Origin of the sequence: Mesorhizobium sp. M7A.F.Ca.MR.245.00.0.0, assembly GCF_003997415.1 — a bacterium.
Classification (GTDB): domain Bacteria; phylum Pseudomonadota; class Alphaproteobacteria; order Rhizobiales; family Rhizobiaceae; genus Mesorhizobium.
The window spans coordinates 15,505-32,852 of the sequence record NZ_RZTE01000055.1 but is presented as its reverse complement, the minus strand read 5'-3'; the positions used below and the strand labels follow the sequence as shown (position 1 = coordinate 32,852).

General features: G+C 63.0%; 17 protein-coding genes. 5 read left to right on the top strand and 12 right to left on the bottom strand.

Translation table 11 applies throughout. The annotated features are described in order from the left end of the window. The 11 genes from radA to rpsF all read right to left on the bottom strand — a co-directional run. Positions 1 to 1,155, bottom strand: a 1,155-nt coding sequence (radA, locus tag EOB80_RS31500; RefSeq protein ID WP_127331801.1) for a DNA repair protein RadA, incomplete at its 3' end; no start/stop codon positions are given. Between the two features lie 222 nt (positions 1,156 to 1,377). Further along, on the bottom strand, positions 1,378 to 2,868 hold the full coding sequence (locus EOB80_RS31490) for a replicative DNA helicase (RefSeq protein ID WP_126068580.1): 1,491 nt from the start codon (positions 2,866 to 2,868) through the stop codon (positions 1,378 to 1,380). Between the two features lie 226 nt (positions 2,869 to 3,094). Then, the gene (locus tag EOB80_RS31485) at positions 3,095 to 4,324 is read right to left on the bottom strand and encodes an RNA polymerase sigma factor (RefSeq protein WP_127331799.1); all 1,230 of its coding nucleotides are present in this window, start codon (positions 4,322 to 4,324) and stop codon (positions 3,095 to 3,097) included. Continuing rightward, positions 4,321 to 4,686 carry a YciI family protein gene (locus EOB80_RS31480; protein WP_027037981.1) on the bottom strand — a complete coding sequence of 122 codons (366 nt, stop codon included), beginning with the start codon at positions 4,684 to 4,686 and terminating at the stop codon, positions 4,321 to 4,323. Before EOB80_RS31480 ends, EOB80_RS31485 begins: the two co-directional genes overlap by 4 nt. A gap of 46 nt (positions 4,687 to 4,732) precedes the next feature. Further along, positions 4,733 to 5,446, bottom strand: coding sequence for a DUF1428 domain-containing protein (locus EOB80_RS31475; protein ID WP_127322258.1), 714 nt, complete (start codon positions 5,444 to 5,446; stop codon positions 4,733 to 4,735). Positions 5,447 to 5,587: 141 nt separating this feature from the next. Beyond that, the gene (locus EOB80_RS31470; protein WP_127331797.1) at positions 5,588 to 6,559 is read right to left on the bottom strand and encodes a small ribosomal subunit Rsm22 family protein; all 972 of its coding nucleotides are present in this window, start codon (positions 6,557 to 6,559) and stop codon (positions 5,588 to 5,590) included. Position 6,560: 1 nt separating this feature from the next. Next, on the bottom strand, positions 6,561 to 6,884 hold the full coding sequence (locus tag EOB80_RS31465; RefSeq protein ID WP_127322260.1) for a YnfA family protein: 324 nt from the start codon (positions 6,882 to 6,884) through the stop codon (positions 6,561 to 6,563). Between the two features lie 69 nt (positions 6,885 to 6,953). Continuing rightward, positions 6,954 to 8,258, bottom strand: a complete 1,305-nt coding sequence (locus tag EOB80_RS31460; protein WP_127272489.1) for a cyclopropane-fatty-acyl-phospholipid synthase family protein — start codon at positions 8,256 to 8,258, stop codon at positions 6,954 to 6,956. Between the two features lie 300 nt (positions 8,259 to 8,558). Beyond that, on the bottom strand, positions 8,559 to 9,143 hold the full coding sequence (gene rplI, locus EOB80_RS31455; RefSeq protein ID WP_013532521.1) for a 50S ribosomal protein L9: 585 nt from the start codon (positions 9,141 to 9,143) through the stop codon (positions 8,559 to 8,561). Between the two features lie 219 nt (positions 9,144 to 9,362). Further along, the gene (gene rpsR / locus EOB80_RS31450) at positions 9,363 to 9,611 is read right to left on the bottom strand and encodes a 30S ribosomal protein S18 (RefSeq protein WP_006203718.1); all 249 of its coding nucleotides are present in this window, start codon (positions 9,609 to 9,611) and stop codon (positions 9,363 to 9,365) included. Next, positions 9,611 to 10,111: a 30S ribosomal protein S6 gene (gene rpsF, locus EOB80_RS31445; RefSeq protein WP_013532520.1), complete on the bottom strand. Its 501-nt coding sequence runs from the start codon at positions 10,109 to 10,111 to the stop codon at positions 9,611 to 9,613. The genes rpsR and rpsF overlap by 1 nt, the downstream gene beginning before the upstream one ends. 453 nt (positions 10,112 to 10,564) lie before the next feature. Between rpsF and EOB80_RS31440 the strand changes: the two genes are divergently transcribed. Then, positions 10,565 to 12,223, top strand: coding sequence for a pilus assembly protein (locus EOB80_RS31440; RefSeq protein ID WP_127331795.1), 1,659 nt, complete (start codon positions 10,565 to 10,567; stop codon positions 12,221 to 12,223). 41 nt (positions 12,224 to 12,264) lie between these two features. Here EOB80_RS31440 and EOB80_RS31435 read toward each other — a convergent pair whose 3' ends face one another. Further along, positions 12,265 to 14,199, bottom strand: coding sequence for an LTA synthase family protein (locus tag EOB80_RS31435; protein WP_164762794.1), 1,935 nt, complete (start codon positions 14,197 to 14,199; stop codon positions 12,265 to 12,267). A gap of 276 nt (positions 14,200 to 14,475) precedes the next feature. Between EOB80_RS31435 and fabD the strand changes: the two genes are divergently transcribed. The 4 genes from fabD to EOB80_RS35675 all read left to right on the top strand — a co-directional run. Then, positions 14,476 to 15,417: an ACP S-malonyltransferase gene (gene fabD, locus EOB80_RS31430; RefSeq protein ID WP_127331791.1), complete on the top strand. Its 942-nt coding sequence runs from the start codon at positions 14,476 to 14,478 to the stop codon at positions 15,415 to 15,417. A gap of 57 nt (positions 15,418 to 15,474) precedes the next feature. After that, the gene (gene fabG, locus EOB80_RS31425) at positions 15,475 to 16,212 is read left to right on the top strand and encodes a 3-oxoacyl-[acyl-carrier-protein] reductase (RefSeq protein ID WP_127331789.1); all 738 of its coding nucleotides are present in this window, start codon (positions 15,475 to 15,477) and stop codon (positions 16,210 to 16,212) included. Positions 16,213 to 16,422: 210 nt separating this feature from the next. Continuing rightward, positions 16,423 to 16,659, top strand: coding sequence for an acyl carrier protein (locus tag EOB80_RS31420; RefSeq protein ID WP_006203723.1), 237 nt, complete (start codon positions 16,423 to 16,425; stop codon positions 16,657 to 16,659). Between the two features lie 34 nt (positions 16,660 to 16,693). Next, a partial coding sequence (locus tag EOB80_RS35675; protein WP_281058123.1) for a beta-ketoacyl synthase N-terminal-like domain-containing protein occupies positions 16,694 to 17,348 on the top strand: 655 nt, incomplete at its 3' end.

Here is a 17,348-nt window from a genome sequence, read left to right as displayed (position 1 = left end):
ACCGGTGAGAGCGGAAACCAGGGCGTCCGCCACTGCCAGATCGGCCGCGGGCTCCGAAATCCGGTAGCCTCCGGCGACATTGAGATAGACATCGTGGCTGCCGAATCGCACGCCGCAATGGGCTTCGAGAACCGCCAGGATCATCGACAGCCGGGCGCCGTCCCAGCCGACGACGGCGCGGCGCGGCGTGCCGAGCGAGGAGGGTGCGACCAGTGCCTGGATCTCGACCAGCACCGGCCTTGTCCCCTCCATGCCGGCGAAAACCGCGGCCCCGGGCGATTTTGCATGGCGCTCGCCAAGGAAAAGCTCGGACGGATTGGCGACCTCGCGCAGGCCCTTGTCCGACATTTCGAAGACGCCGATCTCGTCGGTCGGGCCAAAACGGTTCTTCACCGTGCGCAGGATGCGGTAATGGTGGCCGCCTTCGCCTTCGAAGTAGAGCACGGCGTCGACCATATGCTCGACGACACGCGGCCCGGCGATCTGGCCTTCCTTGGTGACATGGCCGACCAGCACGATCGCAGCACCCGTGGATTTCGCGTAGCGGATCATCGCCTGGGCGGCGGCGCGCACCTGGGTAACGGTGCCCGGCGCCGAATCGGCAAGGTCGGTCCACAGCGTCTGGATCGAATCCAGGATGACGAGATCAGGCCGCTTGCCGTCGGCGATCGTCGCCAGGATGTCCTCGACATTGGTCTCGGCGGCAAGTTCCACCGGAGAGGAGGCGACGCCAAGCCGCTGCGCCCGCAGCCTGATCTGCGCGACCGCCTCTTCGCCCGAGACATAGACGATGCGGTGTCCTTTTGACGCCAGTGCCGCGGCCGCCTGGGTGAGCAGGGTCGACTTGCCGATGCCTGGGTCGCCGCCGACCAGCAGCGCCGAGCCGCGCACGAAACCACCGCCGGTGGCGCGATCGAGTTCGCCGATGCCTGAGATGATGCGTGGCGCGTCCTCGATATCGCCGGACAGCGTGGTCAGCACCACCGCGCGTCCCTTGCGGGCGTTGCGCGTGTTGGCTGGTCCTGAGCCGATGCCGCCGGACGTGCCTTCCTCGACCAGCGTGTTCCACTCGCCGCAGGCATCGCATTTGCCGGCCCAGCGCTGATGCACCGATCCGCAACTCTGGCAGATGAATTGGACGCGGGATTTTGCCATTAGAGGAACGCCACGTGGTGACAGGCTGGCGGGGCAGCGCCCCCCTCTGGCCTGCCGGCCATCTCCCCCTCGAGGGGGGAGATTTGCAGCTTCAGCCCTTGCGCCTTCTTTTCAACGCCAAAAATTGGCGAAAGGATCGATGACATCCAATCTCCCCCCTGGAGGGGGAGATGTCCGGCAGGACAGAGGGGGGCGCCAAGGAACGAGACCTGTCTCAATAGGTCACTCGAACCTTTCCGGCAGATGATGCTCCTCGGCGAGGTCGGAGAAGCGGGTGAACTCGCCCTGGAAGGCAAGGCTGACGGTGCCGGTCGGTCCGTGGCGCTGCTTGGCGATGATCACTTCGGCCTTGCCCTGGACCTCGACCATCTTCGTCTCCCAGGCGAGATGCTCGGGCGTGCCTTTCTCCGGCTCCTTGTTCTTGATGTAATATTCCTCGCGGTACACGAACAGCACCACGTCGGCATCCTGCTCGATCGAACCCGATTCGCGCAGGTCGGACAGCTGAGGATGTTTGTCGTCGCGGCTTTCGACCTGACGCGAGAGCTGTGAGAGGGCGATGATCGGCACGCCCAGCTCCTTGCCGAGCGCCTTCAGCCCGGTGGTGATCTCGGTGATTTCCTGGACGCGGTTCTGCGATGCCTTGGCGGACGAACCCTGCATCAGCTGGATATAGTCGATAACCATCAGATCCAGCCCGCGCTGGCGCTTGAGGCGGCGCGCGCGAGCCGCGAGCTGGGCAATGGAAATACCACCCGTCTGGTCGATGTAGAGTGGGCGTTTGTGGTTCTCCTGTGTGTAGGCGACGAGCTTGCCGAAATCGGCCTCGGTCAGGTCGCCACGCCTGATTTTCGACGATGGGATCTCGGTCTGCTCGGAGATGATGCGGGTGGCCAGCTGCTCCGACGACATTTCGAGCGAGAAGAAGCCGACGACGCCGCCATTGGCCGCCTTAACCGAGCCGTCGGCCTGTTGGGCGGGCTCATAGGCGGCCGCGATGTTGTAGGCGATGTTGGTTGCCAGCGACGTCTTGCCCATGCCTGGGCGGCCGGCGATGATGATCAAATCCGACGGCTGCAGCCCGCCCATACGATGATCAAGATCGCGCAGGCCGGTGGCAATGCCGGACAGGTGGCCATCGCGCATATAGGCCGCGCTGGCCATGTCCACGGCATTCTTCAACGCATCGGAAAAGCTTTCGAAACCGCCGTCGTAGCGGCCGTTTTCGGCCAGCTCGAACAGCCGCCGCTCGGCATCCTCGATCTGTTCGCCGGGCGCCATGTCGACGGGCGCGTCATAGGCGATGTTGACCATGTCCTCGCCGACCGTGATCAGCGCGCGGCGCGTCGCAAGATCGTAGATGGCACGGCCATAGTCGGTGGCGTTGACGACGGTCACAGCCTCGACCGCCAGCCGCACGACATATTGCGCCATCGTCATGTCGCCGACCTTCTCGTCGGCGGGCAGGAAGGTTTTCAGCGTGATCGGCGTCGCGACCTTGCCCATACGGATGAACTCGGACGCCACCTCGAAGATCTTGCGGTGCAGCGGCTCGTAGAAATGGCTGGCCTTGAGGAAGTCCGAGACGCGATAGAAGGCGTCGTTGTTGACGAGGATGGCGCCGAGCAGCGCTTGCTCGGCCTCGATGTTGTTGGGCGCTTCACGATAAAGCGGTGTTTCCGCCACGCCGAATTTTCGCGCTGCTTCTGCCATGATATCCCCGATTTCGATCCCGGCCTTTCGATATCAGAACGTGACAAGTCCATGCTGACTTATCTGCACCAGTGCCTGTCCAATCAGCTTTGATACCCGCGATTCACAGCCGAGTTTTTTCGGTGGAAAGAATCACAATTGACTCGAATCGAAAGAACGATTGTAGCGCATCTATAGGGAGAACAAAACGAGAAAACAAGAATGGTGCCCTGTGCAGCCATCCCGCTCAAAGCTGACCGAGTCGCCCCTCGATGAACCGGCGTTCCGCCGGTTGCCGGGTCAACTCGATCGCCCGCCGGTAGGAAATCCTTGCCGCTTCGGTCAAGCCAAGCCTGCGCTGCATGTCTGCTCGCGCCGCGTGCGCCAGATGGTAGCCGTCCAGCCCGCCTTGTGCCATGACCGCCTCGATTTCCGCCAGTCCGGCCTGCGGGCCGTCGCGCATGCCTATAGCCGCGGCGCGGTTGAGTGCCACGACCGGTGAGGGGTCGACGCGGCCGAGCACATCGTAAAGCGCGACGATCTGTACCCAGTCGGTCTCCGCCGTGCCTGCCGCCTCGGCGTGGACGGAAGCAATGGCCGCCTGCAGGATATACGGTCCGATGCGGCGCGAGGCGATCGCCCGACCGATCAGGCCGTCGGCCTCGGCGATCAGCGAACGGTCCCACAGCGTGCGGTCCTGATCCTCCAGCAGGACAAGGTCGCCGCTAGCATTGACCCGCGTCGCGCGCCGCGCCTCGTGCAGCAGCATCAGGGCAAGCAGCCCTTGCGCCTCCGGCTGGTCGAGCAGTTCGACCATCAGCCGGCCGAGCCGGATCGCCTCGGCGCACAGATCGGCCCGCGTCAGGTTCGGCCCCTCGGTTGCCGCGTAACCCTCGTTGAAGATCAGGTAGATCACCTGCAGCGCACTCTCGAGACGCGCCGGCAGGTCGTCGCGGTCGGGCACCTCGTAAGGGATCGCCTCGTCCCGGATCTTCGCCTTGGCCCGCACGATGCGTTGCGCAATGGTCGGTGCAGGCGTCAGATAGGCGCGGGCGATCTCTTCGGTGGTCAAACCACCCACTTCGCGCAGGGTCAGGGCGATGCGTGCATCCGGCGCCAGCGCCGGATGGCAGCAGACGAAGATGAGCCGCAATTCATCGTCCTGGATGTCTTCCGGCATGGCTGGTTCCGGCGTCGGCTCGGCCAAAGCCGTGAGCTCGGGAAGGGCCCCGGCCAGCCGCGCTTCCCGGCGCCAGCGGTCGATGGTCCTGAAGCGGCCGGCCGAGACCAGCCAGGAATAGGGGTTGGCCGGCACACCCTGGCGCGGCCATTGCTCGGCGGCAGCAGTGAAGGCCTCATGCAAGGCCTCCTCCGCCGCGTCGAAACCGCCGAGCAGGCGGATCAAGGTCGCCAGCACGCGCCGCGCCTCGGTGCGGTAGGCCGCCTCCAGGGCATCGCGGGGGCTGGTGGTGCTCACAGGACCGGCGGCGGCTGGCTGAAGTCGACGACCGGGCGAACTTCGACAAAGCCGATCGTTGCCAGTGGATGGCCGCTCGCCACTCGCACCGCCTCGTTGAGATCGCGGGCCTCGATGACGATGATGCCGCCCAGGATCTCCTTGGTCTCCATGAACGGGCCGTCGACGGTCGACATCTTGCCGTCGCGGACCTGCACGGTCATTGCCTCCTCGGGCAGCACCAGGGCCTCGGCGGTTACGAAGTGGCCGCTGGCTTTGAGCACCTCGTCATATCCGGAGCACTCGGCCAGCACGGCATTGGCCTCCGGGCTGCCGCCGAACAATGTTTTGGGGTGGTAATAGATGAGACAGGCGTAACGCATGGTGGGTTTCCTTTTCCAGGATTGTCGAAAACTAGGGTTCTTGGGATCAGGCGTCGAGGATCGGCGCAAAGCCGCCATGGACCCGGCGCTGGTTGTCGTAGGGCATGGTGTCGGCATACATGCGCGGATCGGCAATCACCTTTTTCCAGGCGTCATCGCGCACCTGCTTCGACGGCCATTCGACCCAGGCATAGACGACGACCTCGTCGCCCGTCGCTTTTACGGCGCCACGGTAATCGGTGATCTTGCCGTCGGGAACATCGTCGCCCCACGCTTCGACGACGCGGATTGCGCCGTGCTCTTTGATCACCGCGGCCTGCTTCGCCGCCACGGCAAGGTATGCTTGCTTGTTGGCGGCCGGCACCGGCACCAGCGAGCCATCGATATAGCCCGTCTTGCCGGTCGTGTTCTGGTCGATGAACGGCGTGAAGCCACCGATGATCATGCGCTTGCCGTCAAAGGGCATGGACGCGCCGATCTCCGCCATGCGCGGGTCGCTCATCATCGTCTGATAGGCCGCGTCCGCCGCCGCCTTGTCCGCGTATTCGTGCCATGAAAAGGTGATGACTTCATCCGGCTTTGCCTTCACGGCTCCCTTGAAGTCGGTGATCTTGCCGCCGGGCACGTCGTCGCCCCATCCTTCGACCATGCGGGTGGTGCCGAACTCCTTCAGCACCGATGCCACCTCGGCGACATGCCTGCGGTAAGCTTCCTTGTTGGCGGCGGGCACCGCGGCGACAAATCCTGCGATATAGCTCATTGCGTTTCTCCTATTGGCTGATGCCGTTTGACACTCTTGGCGTCTCGAAAGGTCCGAGAACGCCAATGGTCGAACGGCACGGCCTGGATTCGACATCGCTTCGAAATTTTTCTTCGAGGCGGTCGCAAACGCTGCTGCTGTCTATTCGGAAGCCAGCCTGTCGCCCCAGTCCAGCCGCCGGGCCAGCTTGAAGTCGGCGCCGTCGCGCTTGGTGAACAAGCGCTCGGCGGCGGTGCCGTCGTCCCGGCAAAGTTTGAGCAGAACCTTGCCGGAACCGGATTTCGGCGGCGCAACAACCCGCGCCTGGTGTGATGTGAGTCCGTCGCGAGAAGCCGCGACATAGATGAATTTCTCATCTTCCCACGGCACGTCGGCGTCCTTGGCCAGCCGGTGCAGGCGCGAGCGGGCGACGCGGCGGGAAAAGTGGCACCAGTCGGGCGCGGTGAGCGGGCAGGGCGCCTGATGCGGGCAAGGCGCAAGCACATGCGCGCCCGCCTCGATCAACTGCCGGCGCACGGCAAGGATGCGCTGCCAGCCGGCGGGGGTGCCCGGCTCGACCACAAGCAGCGTGTCGGCGGTGAGTTGCCAGAGGCGGTCGATGAGCTTCGGCAGTGATGCGGGAGCGATTTCGTCGAGCACATAGGCGCACGTGACCAGATCGGCCGGCTCGATGTCGGCAAGGTCGATGGTGGCATCACCGGCCAGCCATCTGGTCTGGGCGACAATTGTGTCGCCGGCAAGCGTCTCGCCGACTTTGCGCACCGCGGCACTGGCTTCGAACAACACTGCCTGTTCGAGATCGGGCCACAGGTCGGTCGTGGCCCAAAGCACCGTGCCAGGGCCGGCGCCGACATCGAGCAGGCTCCTGGGTTGAAAGCCGGGCTTTGCGTCGCTCAGCGCGTCGAGGCTGGCGCGGATCGCGGCATAGGTCGCCGGCAGCCGCGTCGCCAAATAGGCTTTCACGGCCAGATCCTCGGCCATGTGCAAACGGCCGTCGCGCAACTCGGCACGGTAACGGTCGGACAGCGTTTTTGCCGCTTGCTTGATTACCGCCAGCGGAACGTTTTCGAGCAGGCGCTCGACACCTTGGCGAAGGGAGGCCGGCAACTCCATCTCACGCGCCCCGCGGGACGAGAAGGATCACCGAAGCGCCGGCAATGCAGAGCGCGGCACCGGCAAGATCCCAGCGGTCGGGGCGAACGCCCTCCACCAGCCACAGCCAGCCAAGCGACGCCGCGATGTAGATGCCGCCATAGGCGGCGTAGGCGCGGCCGGCGGCTGACATGTCCACCAGCGCCAGCAGGAAGCCGAACAGGGCAAGCGAGGCGAGGCCGGGAAGAAGCCAAAGCGGCGACTTATCCAGCCGCCACCAGGCCCAGAACGAAAAGCAGCCGGCGATCTCGGCCAGAGCGGCGGCGGCATAGAGGACGTAGGTCATGAAAAAAAGGTCCCGCGACAGTCACGGGACCTTTTTCAGTGCAGGCGCCGGCAATGGCAAGCGGCAATGCTATTCCTGGTCGGCAACCTTGCGGCGGCGAGCCGGCTTGGCGGCCGGGCTCTTTTTGACGGGAGCCGTTTCACGATGCCCCATGTCGCGCATCTCAAGCGCTTTTTCGCATTTGGCCATGTAGTCGCGTGTCATCGGCAGCGTGTCGTTCTTCTTGGCGATCTGGATCTGGAAGATCACCAGATCCTGCCAGCGGAAGGCAGCTTCCGAGGCCGCCAGATAGAATTCCCACATGCGGCAGAAACGCTCGTCATAGATCGCCTTGGCCTTGTCGCGATTGGCGGCGAAGCGCACGCCCCAGTGCTTCAGCGTATCGGCATAGTGGAGCCGCAGGATCTCGACGTCGGTGACGACCAGGCCCGACTTTTCGATCGCCGGCATGACTTCCGAGAGCGAAGGGATATAGCCGCCCGGGAAGATGTATTTGCGGATGAAGGCGCTGGTCGCCCACGGTACGCCGGAACGGCCGATCGTGTGCAACAGCATCACGCCATCGGGCTTGAGCAGCGTCGCGCTCTTGTCGAAGAACGTACGGTAGTGGTTGACGCCGACATGCTCGAACATACCGACCGAGACGATGCGGTCGAAACGCTCGTTGAGTTCGCGGTAGTCCTTCAGCTCGAAATGCACGCGGCTTTCCAGCCCTTGTGCGTGCGCCCGGTCGGTGGCTACGCCATGCTGCTCGGTCGACAGAGTCACGCCCTGCACGTCGACGTCGAACGCCTTGGCGAGGTAGAGGCCAAGCCCGCCCCAGCCGGAGCCGATGTCGAGCACCGTCTGGCCGGCCTTCAGCCGGAGCTTGGCGGCGATGTGGCGTTTCTTGGCGGCCTGCGCTTCGTCGAGCGTCATGTCCGGCTGCTCGAAATAGGCGCAGGAATATTGCATGTCCTCGTCGAGGAAGAGCCGGTAGAGGTCGCCCGACAAATCGTAGTGTCGCTGCACGTTGCGCCGCGAGCGCGAGGCGGTGTTGATCTGCTGCAGCCGGCGGAAGGCGTGGCGCAAGCCTTCGATTGCCTTCGACCAGGTGGCGTCGATGCCGCCGCTGCCCATGTTCTGGAAGGCGATGCGCATCACGCCCAGCACGCCGCCTTCGAGAATGTCGAGTTCGCCGTCCATGTAGGCTTCAGGCACCGCCAACATCGGATCGAAGGTGATGGCGCGCTCGGCATGCGCGGTCTTGATGTGCATGTGCACCGGTTCGCCGCTGCCGTCGCCGAAAACCACAGCCGAGCCCTTGGGACCGGTCACCTTGAGATTGCCGGTACGCACCAGGCGGTCGAGAACGCGCTTCAACAGGATATTCATGACCAAATGTCCCCTCTCGGCCAGACAGGCTGCCTTGGCGCGTGACCGCGAAAATCAGTGTCGATTTCCCCGAAGATCTTGCGCCGAACCAAAGTTGCACAGCGTGCTTTGCGCGGCCAAAGGACGCGCGACGCCATAGTCTGCAACAATATATAGGGGTTCGAAAAGTTCCATTTGGCACAAAAATGCCCGGGCGAGGGGCCCGGGCATTGGTCCAGCATGGCTGGATGACGGCAAAGTGATCGGAGCTTGGCGTTAAGTCGTGATCAGCCCACGGTCCAATCGTCTTGCGATGTGTGATCAGGCGTTGTCTTCGTCGCCCTCGAACTCGGTGTTCGGATCGAAGAAGTTCTCCGGCCGGGCATTGTCGTTGATGTCGTCGCCATAGATGGCTTCGGCGGTGGTCAGTGTCTCGCCCTTGGCTTGGCGCTCGGCTTCGTCGGCCGTGCGAGCGATGTTGAGCGTGACGGTGACCTCGACTTCCGGATGCAGCGCGATCGCCACATTGGTGACACCGATGGTCTTGATCGGCTGGTTGAGCAGGATCTGGTTGCGATTGATCGAGAAACCTTCCGCCGTCAGCAGATCGGCGATGTCGCGGGTCGAAACGGAACCGTAAAGCTGTCCGGTTTCGCCGGCGGAGCGAACGGCGATGAAGCTCTTGCCGTCGAGCTTTTCGGCGACCTGGGCTGCTTCCGACTTGCGCTCGAGGTTACGGGCTTCGAGTTGGGCGCGCTGGCCTTCGAACTTCTTCTTGTTGGCTTCGTTGGCGCGCAGCGCCTTACCCTGCGGCAGCAGGAAGTTACGGGCGAAGCCGTCCTTGACCTTGACGGTATCGCCCATCTGGCCGAGACGGGAAACGCGTTCGAGAAGAATGACGTCCATGGTTTTGTTCCTTCGGTTGGGCGCCAATCGATCGATGAGATCGACGCTGAATGTCTTGGGAACAGGTCAGGAAGCTTGAGCGCCTTTGGCGCTGGTGTCGCTGTCCTGCCTGTTGCGGCAGTTAGAGGTTTTGACCTCAACCCGGGATTTGATGTTCGGCCCTGCGGCGCCCGTCGCCGTGGGAGAAGAGCGGGCGGCGAACCGCCCGCATTTGAGATATTAGCGAACCACGTAGGGCAGCAGGCCGAGGAAGCGGGCGCGCTTGATCGCCTTGGCGAGTTCGCGCTGCTTCTTCTGGCTGACGGCGGTGATGCGCGACGGCACGATCTTGCCGCGCTCAGAAATGTAGCGCTGCAGCAGACGCACGTCCTTGTAGTCGATCTTGGGCGCGTTGGCGCCGGAGAACGGGCAGGTCTTGCGGCGGCGATGGAACGGGCGCCGGGTCGGGATCTGATTGATGTCGACCATTATTCTGCACCCCCTTCAAAGCCTTCGCGCGGACGGCGCGGGCCACGATCGGCACCAGCGTCGCCGAACGAGCGCGGCGGACGATCGCCACGGTCGCCGCGATCACGATCGCCGAACGAACGTGGACCACGATCGCCACGGTCACGGTCGCCGAAGCCGCCGCGTTCCGAGCGCTCTTCGCGCTTCTGCATCATGGCCGACGGGCCTTCCTCATGCGCCTCGACCTTGATGGTCAGGAAACGCAGCACGTCCTCGGACAGGCCCATCTGGCGCTCCATCTCGTTGAGCGCGGCAGCCGGGCAATTCAGGTCCATCAGCGTGTAGTAAGCCTTCCGGTTCTTGTTGACCCGGTAGGTGAGGGACTTCAGTCCCCAGTTCTCGACCCGGCCGACGGACCCGCCATTAGCGGAGATGACACCCTTGTACTGTTCGACAAGCGCATCGACCTGCTGCTGCGAGAGGTCCTGCCGGGCAAGAAACACATGTTCGTAAAGAGCCATTATGTCCTATGCCTTTCTTCGTTTCTCTCCCGGTTCCCGGCGGCAAAAGCCTCTGCAACTTCTCTGACCCGCAAACCCTCGAAGGGGCAGGGGGAAGAAAGGAGCATGACGAGACGGTCGAGAGCGGAGACACGGGAGGCGGAAGCACTTCCGGCTTCACACGAAGGTTCTGAAAAACCTCCGGCCCTCCGTTCAGCCCCCAGCAAGGACCGGCAGATTGCGGGCGTCTATACAGCAATCCGGCCGCAAAGCAAGCGCAAGCGGCATTCCCGTGTGTCATAGCCGATGATCGGGGAGCAGCAACGGTCGGAGTTGTGGTTTCCGGCAACCACGTCTTAACCACACCAGCAGGTTGTGTGGAGTTGAAGCCTGGCCATCAACGGTCGATTCATCATGGAAGGCGCAAAAGCCCGGACAACCGCGCAAAAGCGGCAAGCATTTCCGGGGGTAAGGATGCTTTTCAACAAATTCTGGCGCTCGAAGAGCGGCAATTTCACGCTTGTGCTGGGACTGGGTTTGCCGGTCATCCTGACGGCAGTCGCTTTCGCAACCGATGTCTCGACCCTTATGCGGGCCAAGAGCAATCTGCAGAACGCTCTCGATTCGGCAAATCTTGCTTCTTCGCACCTTGGCGATCTCGACATCTCCCGCAATGACGCTTTCAACCGCTATTTCCAGGCCAACATCGTCGGTCATGGCGAGCTCGGCAATGCGCAGGCGACGCTGACTGTCGACAAGGGCGTCAACTTCGTCAAGACAAAGGCGGTTGCCTCGGCGGACGTCAATCTCAACTTCGCCTTCCTGTTCGGCGACAGCAAGCACATCGTGGTCGATGCCTCGGCGGTCGAATCGAACAACCAGCTCGAAGTCGTGCTGGTACTGGACAACACCGGCTCGATGGCCGGCGCGCGCATGACGGCGCTGAGGACGGCGACAAAATCGTTGCTCGACACGCTCGAAGCGGCGAAATCGCCGACGCGCAAGATCCGCGCCTCGCTGGTTCCATTCGTAACCGCCGTCAACGTCAATGGCGACGGCTTCGACCCGTCCTGGATCGACATGGACGGCAAGTCCTCAACCAACGGCGTCAATTTTCCCGTCATCGACGGCAAGCGGCCGAACCACATGGCGCTTTTCAAACAGCTCAAGAAGACCGGATGGACCGATGCCGGATGGAATGGCACCGGATGGAAGGGTTGTGTCGAGGCGCGGCCAGGCGCTTACAATATCTCCGACACGCCACCCGACACGGCCAAGCCCGACACGCTGTTCGTGCCGTACTTTGCGCCGGATGATCCCGAAGACGCCCAAAAGCCGTCTGGCTCCTATGGCAATTCGGATAAATACTACAACAACTCCTATCTCAACGATGTCAGCGACAAAACCAGGCTTGCCCAGTCGGGCATCAACATCCTGGGCATTGATCTCAGCAACCTGCTCGGCAATCTGATCGAACTTCTGTCGCCCGATGACAGGGCTGCCAGGGAAAAGATCGCCAAATATGTTGCGCCCGCCAAGGAACTCATCACCGAGACCGGCTCTCCCATCACTATCGGCCCGAACCGTGCGTGTCCGACTCCGGTGGTCCCCCTGACCGACGATTTCGACAAGCTGCGCAAGGCAGCCAGTCAGATGACCGAGTGGAACGGTTCGGGCACCAATGTCTCCGAGGGCCTGTCATGGGGTATGCGGGTGCTGTCGCCCGCCGCGCCCTACACCGATGGAGCGCCGTGGAAGACGCCCGGTATCAGCAAGATCGTGCTGTTGCTCACCGACGGCGAAAACGTCGTCTATGGCGCCAGCCAACAGCCGACGAAATCTGACTACACATCATATGGCTATCTGGCCGGCGGCCGTTTCGGATCGGATAACCAGACGACGGCGGCACGCAATGTCGACGGCTGGACCAAAAGCGTCTGCACGCAATTGAAGAACGAGGGCGTGCAAATCTACACCATGGTGCTGCAATCCGACACCGCGGCCAACCGCGCGCTTTACAGCGCCTGCGCTTCTGATCCGAGCGGCTATTATGCAGTTAACGATCCGACCAAATTGCCGGACGTTTTCCAGCAGATCGCCAACAAGTTCTCGAAGCTGCAATTGACGAACTGAACGCGCGATCCGACACAGACGAGCCTGAGGGATCGTTGGGCTCAACTCGTATGGGCGACAACTTTGTCCTTGTCGACCGTTTCGGGGAAGAAGTCAGGCGCTGCCTGACGCTTGCCGAACATCATATCGTACTGCAGCAGGCGGAAATCGCGGATCGCCGGGTCGATCTCCTTCTGCCGCGCCCAATCGGGGGTGGCTTCGCCAGCCGGCGTCAGCAGAAGATTGCGGTCGACGACACGGTAGCGTTCGCTCATCTCGCCCAGGAAGCCGGTGTAGTAGGGATGGCTGATTCCGGCCGTTTTCAGGATATGATAGGGCAGGAAGGCTGGGCTGACGGCACCCATCTGCTCAGCCGGCCCGGTGCGGTTCGACCAGATGACCAGCGGCGTCTCGTGATGCTCGAGAGCAGCCTCGGGCGACGCTTCCTTGCGCGGCGCGACATTGTCCTTGAGGAAGCCGGTTTCGACATAGACCGGCCCCAGCGGCGGCAGATGGTCGCCGAAGAAGGCGATTACGGTGGGGCGGGAGCGTTTCTTGGCCCATTCGACGAGGCGTTCGAGGCCGCGATCGGCATCGGCTGAGCCCTCGGCGTAGCTGAGTAGCGATTCGCGCGCCCACTGGCTGATCGGCGCCTGCACCCTATGCGTGGGATTGTAATAGCGGTTCGGCTCGTAGGGACCGTGGTTTTGCAGGCTGACCGCAAAGAAGAACACCGGCTCGTCGCTGGCGTCGGCCTCGCTGATGATCTCGTCGGTCATCGCCGCATCCGATGCCAGTGGCCCGCGCTTTTGCATTGGCGGCAGCGTCTCTTCCGACTTGAAATCGTTGAAGCCGAAATCGGCATAGACCGCGCCACGGTTCCAGAACCAGTTGGTGCCGGGATGGATGGCGCGCGCCCGGTAACCCTGGCTCTTCAGGAAGGTCGCGAGCGAAGGCGTCGGCGTGCGCACATATTGCTGATAGGGGATGCTGCCTGCCGGCAGGAACGCGTTGGAGAAGCCGGTCAGCGCCTCGAACTCGATATTGGCGGTCATGCCGCCGAACTCCGGCGAGAACATCGAGCCCGAGCGCAGCGCCCGCACATTGGGGATTGGATCTGGCGTGATGGTGACGCCAGGCAACTTGGTCGGATCCCAGAAGGATTCGCTCATGACGATGATGATGTCCGGCTTCTCGGCCGGCACCGAGGCGGTCACATCAGGCCTGGCTATCGCTGCGATCGCCTTGTCGGAATAGCCCGGCGGCGCCGAGACATGCGCCATTGGCACGTTGAGGGCAAAGGCCAGCGCAAAGCCGTTGGAGGCATAGTTTTCCTTCTGGTCCCACATGATCGGGATGATCTGCAGCCGATCCCTGGTCCAGGAGAAGGTGGCGTAGTCCATGATCGAAACGAAGAAGGCGAGCAGCGGCACTGCCAGCGTCAGCCGCGCAAGGCGCCCCTTGCGGCTGAGTGCGGGAACCTTGCGGCGCCATAGCCGCCAGCCGTAGACGAGCAGCGACAGGCCGGCGACGATGCCGACGACCATGGCAAGCGCGGTCATCGGCCGTTCGCGTACCAAAAGCGGCAGCAGCGCGAAGATCTGGCGGGCATAGAGGAAATCGGTCGGATAGAGCGGATCGCCGAGATAGTGCGACTTCTGGTGACCGACGAAAGCAAGCGACAAGGTCAGCGGCGCGACGATCATTAGGCTCTGGTGGCTGCGGCCGAGCACCGCATCGAAGCCGATCAGGAGCAGCGCAAACACGACGATGGTGGTCCAGCCCGGCTTGAACGGCTGCAGGAAGAAGGAGATGGTTCCGGCAAAATCGCCGCGCACGATCAGTTCGATGGCAAACACCAGGATAGCGGCGATCGCCAGGCTGATCAGCCCATAGCGCACGACCGGCCATCTCCTGCCCGGCAGATAGCCGGTGGAAGGGTCGTCTTCCAGGAACTGTGGCGCAGCCTTGCCGGTGCGTTTGTAACTCTTTGCCACTTTAACTTCCCCACCCAGCGACAAGCACGTCACTCGATTGTCATGGAATTGTCACGCAAAGCTAGCGCCTGTAACGGAAATAAGAAGAGCCAGCAAACGAATCGTGAGCGGTTTTCATCAGGAGTGATCGCCAAAAACCCTTTCGCAACAGGCACTCGGCGGACGAGGCTGCCCTCGGGCAGGGTCGAACCGGGCTTGACTTGGCGCCCCGCCATGCGTCACAGGCAAGAAAAACCCGTCTTCAGGCAAGCAAAACCAGCCCTTGGGAGCCCTCGCATGGCCGTTGCATTCACCTTTCCCGGACAAGGCAGCCAGGCGGTCGGCATGGGCAAGGATCTCGCCGGCGCCTTCCCCGAAGCGCGCAGGGTCTTCCAGGAAGTCGACGATGCGCTCGGCGAAAACCTGTCGAAGCTGATCTGGGAAGGGCCGGAAGAGACGTTGACGCTGACCGCCAACGCGCAGCCGGCGCTGATGGCGGTGTCGCTGGCCGCGATCCGGGCGCTGGAATCGCGCGGCTTCTCGCTGAAAGGCAAGATCGCCTATGTCGCCGGTCATTCGCTGGGCGAATATTCGGCGTTGGCCGCTGCCGGCTTCGTTTCGGTTGCCGATGCCGCCCGGTTGCTGCGCATACGCGGCAATGCCATGCAGGCGGCGGTGCCGGCCGGCGAGGGCGCCATGGCGGCGATCATCGGATTGGAACAGGCCGATGTCGAAGCCGCTTGCGCGGAAGCCGCCAAAGGCTCTGTCTGCCAGATCGCCAACGACAATGGCGGTGGCCAACTGGTCATCTCCGGCGCCAAGGCCGCGGTCGAACTGGCCGCGAAACTGTGCACCGAGAAAGGCGCCAAACGCGCGCTGATGCTGCAGGTGTCCGCGCCCTTCCATTCCGCGCTGATGGCGCCGGCCGCGAACGTCATGCGCGAAGCCCTGGCCGGCGTGGCAAAGAACGCGCCGGTGGTTCCCGTCCTCTCCAATGTCACGGTCAGCCCGACCAGCGATCCAGACGAGATCGCCCGCCGCCTGGTCGAACAGATAACCGGCCGCGTGCGTTGGCGCGAGACGGTGGAATGGTTCGGCGCAAACGGCGTCACCACGCTTTACGAGATCGGCGCCGGCAAGGTGCTTTCAGGATTGGCGCGGCGCATCAACCGCGATGTCGCCACCGCGTCGGTCGGCACCGCGGCTGACGTCGAGGCGGCCATGGCGGCGCTTGCATAAAGCGTCATTTGATCCCATCCCTGTAAAGGGTGTTCTCTTCTCAATCAGGAGACAAAAATGTTCGAATTGACTGGCCGCAAGGCGCTCGTCACCGGCGCATCCGGCGGCATCGGCGAGGCGATCGCCAGGATGCTGCATGCGCAGGGCGCGATCGTCGGCCTGCATGGCACCCGCGTCGAGAAACTGGAAGCGCTGGCTAGCGAGCTTGGCGACCGGGTCAAGCTGTTCCCGGCCAATTTGGCCAACCGTGAGGAGGTCAAGGCGCTCGGCCAGAAAGCCGAAGCCGATCTCGAAGGCGTCGACATCCTGGTCAACAACGCCGGCATCACCAAGGACGGCCTGTTCGTGCGCATGTCGGATGCCGACTGGGACAGCGTGCTCGAGGTCAACCTGACCGCCGTGTTCAGGCTGACCCGCGAACTCACCCACCCGATGATGCGCCGCCGCCATGGCCGCATCATCAACATCACCTCGGTGGTCGGCATCACCGGCAATCCCGGCCAGACCAATTACTGCGCCTCAAAGGCCGGCATGATCGGCTTCTCCAAATCGCTGGCACAGGAGATCGCCACCCGCAACATCACCGTCAACTGCGTCGCCCCGGGCTTCATCGAATCGGCGATGACCGACAAGCTCAACGACAAGCAGAAAGAGGCGATCATGGCGGCGATCCCGACGCGGCGCATGGGTACCAGCGTTGAAGTCGCGTCCGCCGTAGCTTATCTCGCCTCCAACGAAGCCGCCTACGTCACTGGCCAGACCATCCACGTAAATGGCGGCATGGCTATGATTTGACGAGGTTCGGCAGCAACGCCGGCGGGTTGTGAAAAGAGACCATTTCGGCTTGGACCTCAGCTATTTTTCGTGTAATGCGGCCCGCAACCCGGCGGTTCGGGCAAAAACCGGTCCGTAGTCGTTGCGTTTCCGGCAGGACCATCTTTCAGCTTGATTAGCGGCATTCTGCCCGCTAACGAAGACAGACAAACAAAAGACGAGGATGCCCAAATGAGTGACACCGCAGAGCGCGTCAAGAAGATCGTCATCGAGCACCTTGGCGTCGATGCCGACAAAGTGACGGAGCAGGCGAGCTTCATCGATGATCTGGGCGCCGACAGCCTCGACACGGTCGAACTCGTCATGGCGTTCGAAGAAGAATTCGGCGTCGAGATTCCCGACGATGCGGCTGAGACCATCCTGACCGTTGGCGATGCCGTGAAGTACATCGACAAGGCTTCGGCCTGACGCTTTCCGCAGTCATCACCGGGGAGGACCTGCGATGAGGCGTGTCGTCGTCACGGGCCTTGGGTTGCTGTCGCCGTTCGGCATGGGCTTCGAGCACAGCTGGAAGGAGCTTCTGACCGGCCGCAGCGCTGCCAAGCGCATCACTGAGTTCGAGGTGGAGGATCTTGCCTGCAAGATCGCCCACGTCATTCCGCGTGGTGACGGCAGCAATGCCACCTTCAATCCCGAGGCCGTGCTCGAGCCCAAGGAACTGCGCAAGATCGGCGACTTCATCCTTTACGGGATTGCCGCCGCCGACGAGGCGCTGAAGGATTCCGGCTGGGAACCCAAGACGCATGAAGAGCGGTGTGCCACCGGCGTCCTGATCGGCTCCGGCATCGGCGGCATCGAGGGCATCGCCGAGAACGCGATGATCCTCAAGGAACGCGGCCCGCGCCGCATCAGCCCTTTCTTCATCCCGGGCCAGATCATCAATCTCGTCTCCGGGCAGGTTTCGATCCGGCACGGGCTGAAAGGCCCGAACCATGCCGTCGTCACGGCCTGTTCGACCGGCGCGCACGCCATTGGCGATGCTGCCCGGTTGATCATGTGGGGCGATGCCGACGTGATGGTCGCCGGTGGCGCCGAAGCGCCGGTGACGCGGCTGTCGATCGCCGGCTTTGCCGCATGCCGGGCACTGTCGACGGAAC